The following is a 12,627-nucleotide window of genomic DNA, read 5'->3' as shown; positions in this document are numbered from 1 at the left end:
GAGAATGCAACATCACCCAATAAAATGATATCGCTTACATTTACAGCTTGTTTATTCCGTAGTGGGGGTGAGATTGGTCTGTTGGTATAGTCTTCATCACAAAGAAGAGGTGGAGTCGTAATTGGAGTTTTGTTTCTCAGTTACATTATCAAGATAGGGATCGGAGTGAGTGACACATGGAGTCTGAAACAGCTAAAGCCACACTAACGATGACATCTTTACGTAAAGAGAGCAAGCTTAGAACAATGGGAGCAATGTTCCGCAAGGATTGGCAGTTGTACTCATTGTTAATTCTACCCATTATTTACCTTATTATTTTCAAATATGGACCAATGATCGGTAATATTATTGCATTTAGACGTTTTGTACCAGGGGGAAGCATCTTTGGAGAAACCTGGGTTGGACTAAGATACTTTCAAATGTTCATCCAAGATCCAACTTTCTGGAAAGTGTTTAGCAATACGTTAATGTTAGGTGGACTCGCATTGCTATTTACTTTTCCAGTTCCAATCATTTTTGCCCTTTTGCTAAATGAAGTGAAAAGCAAACGTTTCAAAAAATTCGTGCAAACTGCTTCGTACCTTCCACATTTTCTGTCTATCGTAATCGTAGCAGGCATGATTCTACAATTGACCTCAGTAAATGGTTCTATTAATAGTCTAGTCTCCTTTTTTACGGGTGAGAGCATTCCGTTCATGCAAAGAGCAGAGTGGTTTAGAACCATCTATATTACCTCTGAAATTTGGCAGGGAATGGGATGGGGAGCCATTTTGTATCTTGCGGCACTGACAACGATCGATGACTCCTTATATGAAGCAGCCCGTATCGATGGAGCAAACCGATGGAAACAAACAATTCATGTTACGATCCCAGGTATTTTACCAACGATTGTCACCTTGCTTATATTGAACATGGGTAATTTCTTAGCTGTTGGTTTTGAGAAAATTTTGCTCTTATACAACCCGCTTATATATGAAACTTCTGACGTGATTTCAACCTATCTATACCGCGTCGGTATGGGAACAGGTAACTTTAGTTATGCAACCGCGATTGGGTTATTTGAATCTGTGATTGGATTGATTCTGGTATTCTCGGTTAACGCAATCTCACGCAGACTGACACAGCGAAGCTTGTGGTAGAGGAGGGGCAGCATGATTGAATCTAAGTCCTATAAAGTGTTCAAAGTATTTAACGCCATCTTTCTGATCCTTGTTGTATTCATTACGCTTTATCCGTTCCTTAATGTTGTAGCCCAATCATTCAGCAGCGAGTCCTACATTAACTCAGGTCAGGTAAGCTTGTTCCCAAGAGGTTTTAATGTAGAAACGTACAAAACGATCTCCGCGGACAGCATGTTCTGGACCAATTATAAGAATACAATTATCTACAGTGTTGTTGGTACGTTGATTTCGATGTTCATGACAACGATCTTTGCGTATGCTCTCTCCAAGAAAAGACTCATGGGACGAAAATTTCTAACCATGTTTGCGGTATTCACGATGTTCTTTAGTGGAGGTTTGATTCCAAACTATGTGTTGATTAATTATCTTGGTTTCAACAATACGATGTGGGCAATTGTAGTTCCTGGTGCAATTAGTATCTATAACATGTTAATTATGAAATCATTCTTTGAAAATATGCCTGAGGAGTTAGAGGAAGCCGCAGCTATTGATGGACTGAATACGTATGGAATCTTGCTGAGAATTATACTGCCACTAAGTAAAGCTGTCATGGCAACAATGGTTCTATTTTATGCAGTAGGTCATTGGAATTCCTGGTTTCCCGCATTCCTGTACCTCGACAAAAAGGAACTTTTTCCCGTTACGATTTACTTGCGTAATATGATCGCTGGCGCGACCGGTGGAGCTTCAGCAGGTGCTTCGGCCGATAACTTAACTCAAATTGCCGCAAATATTAAATCCGTTACAATGGTACTTACCATTTTACCTATTCTCACGATTTATCCATTTGTTCAGAGATACTTTGTAACCGGTATCATGTTGGGGTCAGTTAAACAATAGTCCCAATTCGATATAGTTCTCATTTGAATTTTAAGGCCAAACTTAAACCACATGCAGGGGGTAACGAAATGAAACGCAGACCACGTAAACTTGTAGGCAAGATGGTTTTGGCAACAATGATGAGTGTTGTACTGGCAGCCTGTAGTAGCGGAGGTGGCAGTGAAGGGAAAGTAGAAGCTGAGACGTTAGGGGCAATGGAATCGTATAATGTCGGCGATACGTTTAAAGCCACGGAACCATTCAAACTTCCAATTCTGTATAGTGATCATCCATCGTATCCTTACAATAAGGATTGGCTATTAATCAAGAAAATAACGGAGCTAACGGGCGTAACATTGGATCCAACGATTGTTCCCATGAGTGATTATCCTCAGAAAAGATCCCTTTTGATCAGTTCTGGTGACGCGCCTTTGGTAATTCCAAAAACATACCCTGGTGAAGAGTCAGCCTTTGTATCTTCAGGTGCGATTCTGCCAGTAAGTGATTATGTTGATATGATGCCTAACTTCAAGGATAAGGTGGAGAAGTGGGGACTGGAAGATGAGCTAGAAGGACTGCGACAAGAGGATGGAAAATATTATGTGCTCCCAGGTCTTCATGAAGAAGTCTGGCCAGATTACACACTGATTGTCAGAACGGATCTGTTTGAGAAAAATAATATTGCGATCCCTACGACATGGGAAGAGTTATATGATGCAGCTAAAAAGCTTAAAGAAATTTATCCGGATTCCATTCCGTTCTCCGATCGCTTTGAATTCAACAGCACGTTGAACATTGCTGCCACTGGTTTTGGAACAAAAGGTGGGTGGGGTTTTGGTAACGGTTTGACTTACAAGAAAGATCAGGATGAGTTCGTATATACTGCAACGACACCAGAGTACAAGGAGATGCTGACGTACTTTAACAAGTTGGTGTCTGAGGGACTTCTGGACAAAGAAAGCTTTACACAAGATGATGATCAGGCTACTCAAAAATTTGTCTCTGGTAAATCCTTTATGATTAACGGTAACTCGCAAACCCTTGTACTACACCGGAATGATATGAACAAAACATTAGGTGAAGGGAACTTCTCCATTGCCAAAATCACTGTACCTGGTGGACCGAAAGGTCAACTGATGTCTGGCTCTAGACTTGAGAACGGGGTCATGATTTCAGGCAAAATTAAAGATAACGATTACTTCCAAGCAACGCTGCAATTTATTGACTGGTTATATTACAGTGACGAAGGTCAGGAATTTGCCAAATGGGGTGTTGAAGGAGAGACGTATACCAAACAAGATGGTGTGCGCAAATTAGCGGATGACGTGAATTACAACGGATTGAATCCAAAAGGAACGAAGGATTTACGTATTGATTATGGCTTTTCAGGTGGTGTATTTGCCTATGGCGGAACGACAGATCTGCTTCACTCGATGTTTAGCGAGGAAGAGTTAAAGTTCCAACAGGCTATGAAGGATACCAAGGAAGTCATTCCGGCTGAACCGCCTATCCCATACTCCGACATTGATCGTGAACAGGTTACATTGTTAAGCACTCCCTTGAAGGACTACACGGATCAGAATACACTTAAATTCATCTTAGGAGATCGTGATATTTCGGAGTTTGATGCTTTTGTAGAAGAGTTAGAAAAACAAGGCTTGTCACAATATATTGAAATCTCAAATGATACGTACAAGAAATACAAAGAAAATAATCAGTAATGGTATCTAATCTGTAATGTACCCTAGTACCTATTGCCGTTTCACTGACCTAGTTTTAGTGGGACGGCAATTTGTGGTAGTATGGGTGGATACGGCTGATAGAAAGAGGTTAAGCGATGTCACTTCACCAGAAGATTAGAGGCTCGACCCGAGCTTATTCATACAACCTCATCAAGGAACGCATATTTCATCTAGAGCTTGAACCTGGAACCAAGATTTCGGAGAAAGAAATTGCTGATGAATTGCAGGTTAGTAGAACCCCAGTACGTGAAGCATTTATGAAGCTTGCCGAAGAGGAGCTGCTGGATATCATTCCTCAGAGCGGAACCATTGTTTCCAAGATTAATCTGGAGCATGTTGAAGAAGGACGCTTCATGAGAGAGAAGATTGAGAAAGAAATCGTTACGCTCGCTTGTTCCTCGTTTGATGATGAATACAAGTTCAAAATGGAAACCAATATCGCGATGCAAGAAGTGAGCGCGGATAAAAACAATTTTTACAGATTGTTTGAATTGGACGAGGAATTTCATCAGATTCTATTTCTAGCTACAGGAAAAATGAGAACTTGGAAAATGCTTCAACAGCTTAATATTCCCTTTAATCGATTACGGATATTGCGGCTCTCTGAGGTTTCCAACGCCAGCAATATCATTTCTCAACACAAGGAAATTTATCAACTTATTACGGAACGCAAGACAGATCAAGCAGTTGAAGTAATGGAGCAGCATCTTCGTCTTGTTGTGGTGGAGCAGGAAACGATTAAAAGTAAATATCCACATTATTTCATATAAAAATACAATTGGTGTATAATGACTTCATACACAAAACCCCCTGTTCCGCGGAACAGGGGGTTTGTTGAGCACACACAATCCTGTATGTGATTAATTTTGAGCTTGTTTAATGAATGTAGGATCTGGATATGGATCAGCAATCCAGCCATTTTTCTCGATAAAGAGTCGAACAGCGATAATTTGTTTGTTCTCCATTAATGTGAAGAAGTGCGGTGTGCTTTCTGGTACAGAAATAACGTCTCCAGGAGACAACTCAACATTAAAATAACCTACATCATCAGTGGCTTTAATAACAAAAATACCTTTACCCGCTACGATTGCACGGATCTCATCCTCCGCATGGGTATGAATTTCTTCAAACTTAGCGAGTTTCTCCTCAATGTCAGGGGTTTGTTCAGATAAAGTGATTACATCCCAAATCTGATACCCGCGACGTGCAGCTAAGTCTTTAATCTCATGGTCGAAGGTTTCGAGAACGGCGCTTTTTTGATCATCCGTAAGTGCAAAGTTGTTTTGCAGCTCGGAGTCTAATTTAGACGCGTCCCATTTTTCGTAGAGTACTTCATATTTGTCTAAGAAATTTCGAACATTCTCGTCTCCAGTGATACGTTCGTTCGTATTTCGGATTACAATTTCAGCCATGTTCTTTCCCTCTTTTCCACTTGGTTTAATTGATATTATATCGGCTGCAACGAATTTTGTCGATTCACATTTTGTCACAGTGTGCCTAAAAACCGCTTGAGCACGGTTAAAACCGATCTTTCACAATAAGTTAGTTTCTGTTAAACTAAGATTTAACGTTTTGCGGGGGTGAAGATATTGGATAAGCTTAGTCTACACGATGCAATAAAACAACGAATATTAATCCTCGACGGTGCAATGGGGACCATGATTCAACAGGTTGATCTTACCGGCGCAGATTTTGGCGGTGAAGATCTGGACGGGTGTAACGAGATGCTCGTACTTACAAGACCTGACATTATCCAGCGTATTCATGAAGAATATCTGGAGGCGGGAGCCGATTTGATCGAGACCAATACGTTTGGAGCTACCTCTGTCGTATTGGCTGAATACGATATTCAGGATCGTGCCCGCGAGATTAATTTGGAAGCGGCAAGAATTGCTAAAGCTGCAGTGGACAAATTCTCAACGCCTGAGTCTCCACGGTATGTTGTGGGAGCAATGGGACCAACAACCAAAACACTATCTGTTACTGGCGGCACTACGTTCCAGGAACTTATCGATAGCTATTTCGAGCAAGCTCTCGCTTTAATTGAGGGAGGCGTTGATGCGCTACTGCTTGAAACTTCCCAGGATACCTTAAATGTAAAAGCAGGCAGCATTGGGATTCAATTGGCTTTTGACCAGAGCGGTGTGAAACTGCCTCTTATGATCTCGGGAACGATTGAGCCTATGGGAACCACTCTTGCTGGTCAGAACATTGAAGCCTTTTATATATCCTTAGAACACCTTAACCCAATTTCGGTTGGACTAAACTGTGCAACAGGGCCGGAATTCATGCGTGACCACATTCGTTCACTATCTGGTATGGCATCTGTGGCTGTGAGTTGTTATCCTAATGCTGGCCTTCCAGATGAGAATGGTAACTATCATGAATCACCTGAATCGCTTGCGCAAAAAATCGGTGCTTTTGCCGAACAAGGTTGGTTGAACATTGCTGGTGGGTGTTGCGGGACAACCCCTGCCCATATTCGAGCAATGCGTGACACGCTTGACCAATATCCTCCAAGACAAATGAACGGAACTCATCCGCCTGCACTTTCAGGCATTGATCCTGTCTATGTTGAACAAGACAATCGTCCTTACATGGTGGGTGAACGAACAAACGTGCTTGGATCACGGAAATTCAAGCGACTGATCGTTGAAGGGAAATATGAAGAAGCTTCCGAGATTGCCCGTGCTCAAGTGAAAAGTGGCGCTCACATTGTCGATGTCTGCGTTCAAGATCCGGATCGCGAAGAAGCGGAAGATATGGAGAAATTCCTTGAGCTGGTCGTGAAGAAGGTTAAAGTTCCACTGATGATTGATACAACGGATGCTCAAGTCATTGATCTTGCGCTTCAGTACTCTCAGGGTAAAGCGATAATTAACTCCATTAACCTTGAGGATGGCGAAGAAAAATTCGAACTGGTTACCCCCCTCATTCACAAGTATGGCGGAGCAGTTGTTGTCGGCACCATAGATGAGCGCGGCCAAGCGATTAGCAGAGAAGATAAACTTGACGTAGCCAAGCGTTCCTACGATCTTTTGGTGAACAAATATGGTCTTAATCCAGAAGACTTGATTTTCGATACACTGGTGTTCCCTGTTGGTACGGGGGATGAGCAGTACATTGGGTCGGCTAAGGAAACAATTGAAGGGATTCGCGTAATTAAGCAAGCCATGCCTGAGGTTCACACGATTCTGGGGATTAGTAACATCTCCTTTGGACTTCCGGAGGCTGGCCGTGAAGTATTGAACTCCGTATTCCTGTATGAATGTACGAAGGCGGGTCTTGATTACGCGATTGTAAATACAGAGAAGCTCGAACGGTATGCGTCGATTCCAGAGCATGAGCGTAAACTTTCCGAAGAGCTTCTATATAATACGAATGATGACACGTTGGCAGCTTTTGTTGCAGCGTTCCGTAATAAGAAGGTAGAGAAAAAAGAGAAAATATCTAATCTCTCCCTTGAGGAACGACTAGCCTCTTACGTTGTTGAAGGAAGTAAGGAAGGGCTGATTCCTGACTTGGAACAGGCTCTAGGCAAATATTCAGCACTTGAAGTTATCAATGGTCCACTTATGCGTGGTATGGAGGAAGTAGGACGACTGTTTAACAACAATGAGCTTATTGTCGCTGAAGTACTCCAAAGTGCCGAGGTGATGAAAGCTTCTGTAGCTTATCTAGAGCAGTTCATGGAGAAGAATGAGACATCAGTCAAAGGTAAAATTATTTTGGCAACCGTTAAAGGTGATGTTCACGATATCGGTAAAAACCTGGTAGAGATCATTCTATCCAACAACGGTTACCGGATCATTAATTTGGGTATAAAAGTACCACCTGAACGTATAATCGAGGCGTATCGTGAGGAAAAAGTCGATGCAATTGGATTGTCTGGTCTACTAGTTAAGTCAGCACAGCAGATGATCGTCACGGCTCAGGATTTACGTACAGCAGGCATCGATGTACCAATCATGGTGGGTGGAGCTGCGTTAACTCGTAAATTCACGAAGAACCGTATCCGTCCAGAGTATAATGGAATGGTTGTATATGCGAAGGACGCGATGGATGGTCTGGATCTGGCGAACAAGCTGATGAATCCTCAGACGCGTGAAGTAATGCAGCTGGAGATGGATGCTGAAAAAGAAGCTGATGCTGCGAATTCAGAGAATACTCAGCAACTGCCAGAGCTTACCCGAGTAGAGCGTTCTGATATCTCGGTTGATCATCCAGTGTTAGTACCTCCAGACCTGGAAAGACATACGCTTCGTAACTATCCGTTATCTCATATTCTGCCTTATGTGAATATGCAGATGCTGTTAGGTCACCATCTAGGCCTTCGTGGTTCGGTAGAGCAGCTACTTGCGTCAGGTGATCAGAAGGCAACAGATCTGAAATCTGTCGTCGATGAAATTATGCAAGAAGCTGTTCGTGACGGCATTATTCAGGCGCATGCGATGTATCGATTCTTCCCTGCTCAATCCAGTGGAAACAGCGTCATCATCTATGATCCTGAGGATACAAGTAACATCTTGCATACATTTACGTTCCCGCGTCAAAAAGTAGAACCTTACTTATGTCTCGCAGACTTCTTGAAGCCCGTTGATTCTGGGCAAATGGATTACGTAGGTTTCTTGGTAGTGACTGCTGGACACGGCGTGCGTGAATTGTCAACGAAGTGGAAGGAAGAAGGAGAATATCTCCGTTCACATGCTCTGCAATCTGTAGCGCTCGAAGTCGCTGAAGGTTTAGCTGAGCGGGTTCACCATATGATGCGAGATATTTGGGGCTTCCCAGATCCGGCGACCATGACCATGAAACAACGTCACGGTGCTCGCTATCAAGGCATTCGGGTTTCGTTCGGATATCCGGCGTGCCCAGACTTGGAAGATCAAGGGCCACTGTTTAAGCTAATGCAGCCTGAGGATATTGGTGTGGAGCTGACAGAAGGATTCATGATGGAACCAGAAGCATCCGTATCAGCCATGGTTTTCAGTCATCCACAAGCGAAGTATTTTAATGTAGAAAAGGCATAGTATAATAAAATGGTCGGGCAAAGCCCTCCGCATTGTCGGAGGCTTTTTGCTGGCAGCAGAAAGAGGTGCGATCCAGAGTGGAACTATATTTCCTGGGAACTAACGCTGGTGTACCTACGCTGCAGCGGAATGTAACTTCCATAGGACTTCGAATGTTAGACGAACGAAGAGCGTTATGGTTGTTTGACTGCGGGGAAGGAACACAACACCAGATCTTAAGCTCTCCGCTTAAACTGAGCAAATTGGAGAAAATTTTTATTACCCATCTGCATGGAGATCATGTATTTGGTCTTCCGGGTTTACTGTCAAGCAGAGCATATCAGGGTGGGACAACACCTTTGACGTTATACGGACCACCGGGAACAGAGCGTATGGTATCGACCGCTATGGAATTAAGCCAATCTCGTATCAACTATGAGCTTACGATTGTGGAGCATACGGGTGGTAAAATTTTTGAAGATGACAGCTTCATTGTTGAATCCGAGTTATTGGAGCACCGAATTGATAGCTACGGGTACCGTATTACAGAAAAAGACCGTCCTGGCAGCTTGGATTCTGCGAAGCTTGCGGAATACGGATTGAAACCAGGTCCGCTCTTCGGAAGGCTTAAACGTGGTGAAACGATTAAGTTGGAAGATGGTACCTTAGTCCGTCCTGAGGATGTTCTTGGCGCACCTAAACGTGGGAAAATCATTACGATTCTGGGAGATACACGTCCGTGTGATCATGTGCGTACACTTGCCCAAGATGCGGATGTGCTTGTTCATGAAGCTACATTTATGCATGATTTGGCCGATACTGCACACGAGTACTATCACAGCACAGCCCAAGAAGCAGCTGAAGCGGCAAGAGCATCAAACGTAGGGCAGTTGATCTTGACTCATTTTAGCTCTCGCTATAAAGATGAAGAGCAACTACGGCCACTTTTGGAAGAGGCACAGGAATTATTTCCGAATACGTTACTTGCCATTGAGCATCAATTGATTCCCCTGGCATCTTGGAAGGAAGGAATATAATCCTGTAGCAGATTGATCCATCTGATCAAGCGTGAATGAGGAATTCATGAAGAGCCGGGACTGCGGGAAAGTTACTCCCAAGGTCCCTTTTGCAATCTGTCGAGAAAGCGTGTAGGATGTGCAGTATAAGCAGGGAAATAAATCAAATTATTTTCCGGGAAAGCGCAGGAATTGACAAGCTTGTACAGAAGGCGCGCAATGTCATATGTCCGTGTTCGATTCAGTTCGACGTGTTGTGACTTAGTGGGAAAACACTCTGTTTAAGACTTCATACATAGCTTCACGTTGGATTTTAGGTTCTATAGTTAAGGACATGAAATGTTAATGGAATTAAAGAAAGGGCGTGTTATGTGTGGTTAAGGCCTATTTAATTGACCTAGACGGCACACTCTATCATGGTAAGCACCGTATCGAAGGAGCTGACAAGCTCATTCGAACATTAGACGAGCAGGGGATTCCTTATTTATATGTGACGAATAACTCTTCACGTACACCCGAAGGAGTAGCGGAGCATCTGAATGGTATGGGTATTCCTGCCAAAGCTTCTCAGGTGTGTACATCTGCAGTAGCTGCAGCTGAGTATGTTGCTCAAGAATCTCCAGGTGCTAAGGTAGCCTGTATTGGCGAAGACGGATTGTTGAAAGCTATTGATGGGGCAGGACTTGAGCTTACTGAAATTGATCCACAATACGTCATTCAGGGAATTGATCGTGAGTTTACCTATGCTAAATTAACTAAAGCCTTACGGTGGATTAACGCTGGGGCTCAATTTATTATGACCAACCCAGATCTTCAACTTCCTTCTGACGATGGATTAACGCCAGGCGCGGGAACAATTGGAGCTGCCATTGAAGCAGCAACCGGAGTTCAGCCAACGGTGATCGGAAAACCATCCAGCATTATTATGAGATCTGCTATTCACCGCCTCAATCTAAGAGCGGAAGATGTTGCTGTAATTGGAGACAACATGCGAACCGATATTGCAGCAGGGGTGGCAGCGGGGTGTGAAACGTTGCTGGTACTCACTGGTGTTACAACACGTGATAATATGGATGGACATATTCAAGCGGCGAAGGCGCGTCCTGATCATGTGTTTGAAGATTTGCATAAACTGATTGAGTGGCTGTCGCAGACGACAGGCCAAGCATCCAAGAAGGGGTAGATGTTATCATGCCAGAACTGCCGGAAATGGAAAATTACAGAGTATTACTATCTGAAAAAATATTGGATTTACCGATCACAGGTGTGATTGTTAATCGGGATAAATCCATTAATAAAGAAGTTCAGGCTTTCTCACAAGAGCTTGTAGGAAATCGAGTTATTTTTGTCGAGCGTAGAGCGAAGCATCTTATTTTCCATTTAGCTAATGGGAAACGGCTTGTTCTTCATCTCATGTTAGGCGGAATGATTTACTGGGGCACGGAAGCAGAGCGTCCAGATCGCTCCACACAAGTCGAGATTCAATTCGGAGAATATACATTGTTCTTTATCGGCCTTCGTTTGGGTTATCTGCACCTGCTTACTTCGAAAGAAACAGAAGAAGCGATGTCGGATCTTGGCCCAGAGCCACTGGATCGTCGTATGAACGTAGAGCGTTTTGCGAATTTGCTGAAAGGAAGAAGGGGTACACTCAAAACTACCCTCGTTAATCAGCATATTATCGCAGGCATCGGTAATTGTTACTCTGATGAAATTGCATTTGCAGCTGGGCTCAGACCAAGCTCCAAAACGCAAAATATTGCTTCTTCGCCTGAACTAATGGAGCGTTTGTATCGCGCGATGCAATCCGTGCTAAGAGAAGCTGCTTCGGAGGGTGGTTATATGGAAATGCCCTTAATGAACGGAGATACGAAGACAGGTAGTTATGACGAACAGTGCCGGGTATATGATCGTGAAGGGGAAGCTTGTCCGCGCTGTGGGGGAACAATTGAGCGAGTAGAGATTACGGGCAAGAAGGCATTTTTCTGTCCGAATTGCCAGAATGAGGCCTAAACAAGGAATCGGTGCACATGTGAGCACGCGGGGAGGTTTTCTTCAAGCAGCCAAGAGGGCGCATGGAATTGGAGCGACAGCTTTTCAATATTTTCCGAAAAACCCTCGAAGTCTTGTACTGAAGGATTTCGACCAGAGTGATGCGAAACAGTGCAGGGAATGGTGTGAGCAGCATGGGATAGCATCCATAGGGCATTCACCTTATCCTACGAATCCAGCAATAGGCATGACCCGTGGAGAGGCGGCGTTTCATGCTATAGTTTCATCGATCCGCAATGATTTGGAAATTGCCGAGGCTTGCGGATCAGTTGGAACGGTCGTTCATTTTGGTCACATGAAGAGTAATAACCCACTTGAGGGTTATCAAAATCTCATTCAATGCCTGGATACAGTTCTGCAAAGTTGGACGGGACAGGCTAAAATACTGCTTGAGAATCAAGCGGGCGATCATGGCCCCATGGGAACCACGATGGAGGAATTAGTGCAAATTCGTAAGCTTAGCCAGTTTCCTGAACATATTGCTTTTTGCTTTGACACCTGCCATGCTTTTGCTTCAGGCATGTGGGATCGAGGAAACGAAGGTGCGATGCTGGAGAAAGGCAGACAGCTCGGATACTGGGAATGGCTTGCGGCAGTACATTTTAATGATTCGAAGTATGCGTCTGCATCTTGTAAAGATAGACATGCCAGAATAGGGCAAGGATATATAGGTCGACAAGGGATGCAGGAGCTGCTCAGCTCGTCTGAATTTCAACAAACCGTAGTCGTGCTCGAGACGGAATCAGGCGAAGATGGAACGCACCGTGATGATCTTTCGCTCATGCGTTCCTGGTTATAATCAGGGGAG

10 protein-coding genes are annotated in these 12,627 nt (G+C 43.7%); 9 read left to right on the top strand and 1 reads right to left on the bottom strand.

Annotation, left to right across the window (positions count from 1 at the left end; genetic code table 11):
* The first annotated feature begins 209 nt into the window (after positions 1-209).
* The 4 genes from V6W81_RS17455 to V6W81_RS17440 all read left to right on the top strand — a co-directional run bounded on the left by V6W81_RS17455 (position 210) and on the right by V6W81_RS17440 (position 4,512).
* Positions 210-1,139, top strand: coding sequence for an ABC transporter permease (locus V6W81_RS17455; RefSeq protein WP_145047504.1), 930 nt, complete (start codon positions 210-212; stop codon positions 1,137-1,139).
* A gap of 12 nt (positions 1,140-1,151) precedes the next feature.
* Positions 1,152-2,021, top strand: coding sequence for a carbohydrate ABC transporter permease (locus V6W81_RS17450; RefSeq protein ID WP_338539901.1), 870 nt, complete (start codon positions 1,152-1,154; stop codon positions 2,019-2,021).
* A 68-nt stretch (positions 2,022-2,089) separates the two neighbouring features.
* Positions 2,090-3,721 carry an extracellular solute-binding protein gene (locus V6W81_RS17445; RefSeq protein WP_338539900.1) on the top strand — a complete coding sequence of 544 codons (1,632 nt, stop codon included), beginning with the start codon at positions 2,090-2,092 and terminating at the stop codon, positions 3,719-3,721.
* Between the two features lie 116 nt (positions 3,722-3,837).
* Positions 3,838-4,512 carry a GntR family transcriptional regulator gene (locus V6W81_RS17440; protein ID WP_338539899.1) on the top strand — a complete coding sequence of 225 codons (675 nt, stop codon included), beginning with the start codon at positions 3,838-3,840 and terminating at the stop codon, positions 4,510-4,512.
* Positions 4,513-4,602: 90 nt separating this feature from the next.
* Here V6W81_RS17440 and V6W81_RS17435 read toward each other — a convergent pair whose 3' ends face one another.
* A complete protein-coding gene (locus V6W81_RS17435) occupies positions 4,603-5,154 on the bottom strand; it encodes an acireductone dioxygenase (RefSeq protein WP_056689982.1) in 552 nt (183 codons plus the stop codon).
* A gap of 237 nt (positions 5,155-5,391) precedes the next feature.
* On the opposite strand from V6W81_RS17435, the gene metH reads away from it, so the two are divergent.
* The 5 genes from metH to V6W81_RS17410 all read left to right on the top strand — a co-directional run bounded on the left by metH (position 5,392) and on the right by V6W81_RS17410 (position 12,618).
* Entirely contained in the window at positions 5,392-8,772 is a 3,381-nt protein-coding gene (gene metH, locus V6W81_RS17430; RefSeq protein WP_397350058.1) for a methionine synthase, read from the top strand.
* Between the two features lie 77 nt (positions 8,773-8,849).
* Positions 8,850-9,788, top strand: a complete 939-nt coding sequence (gene rnz / locus V6W81_RS17425; protein WP_145047217.1) for a ribonuclease Z — start codon at positions 8,850-8,852, stop codon at positions 9,786-9,788.
* 352 nt (positions 9,789-10,140) lie between these two features.
* Entirely contained in the window at positions 10,141-10,950 is an 810-nt protein-coding gene (locus tag V6W81_RS17420; protein WP_145047215.1) for a TIGR01457 family HAD-type hydrolase, read from the top strand.
* A gap of 8 nt (positions 10,951-10,958) precedes the next feature.
* Entirely contained in the window at positions 10,959-11,780 is an 822-nt protein-coding gene (locus V6W81_RS17415) for an Fpg/Nei family DNA glycosylase (RefSeq protein ID WP_145047213.1), read from the top strand.
* Positions 11,770-12,618 carry a deoxyribonuclease IV gene (locus V6W81_RS17410; protein ID WP_145047211.1) on the top strand — a complete coding sequence of 283 codons (849 nt, stop codon included), beginning with the start codon at positions 11,770-11,772 and terminating at the stop codon, positions 12,616-12,618. Before V6W81_RS17415 ends, V6W81_RS17410 begins: the two co-directional genes overlap by 11 nt.
* Positions 12,619-12,627 lie beyond the last annotated feature (9 nt).

It is taken from the genome of Paenibacillus tundrae, assembly GCF_036884255.1.
Taxonomy (GTDB): Bacteria; Bacillota; Bacilli; order Paenibacillales; family Paenibacillaceae; genus Paenibacillus.
Note: the sequence above shows the minus strand (reverse complement) of the source record. Positions and strands in the feature narration are given on the sequence as shown.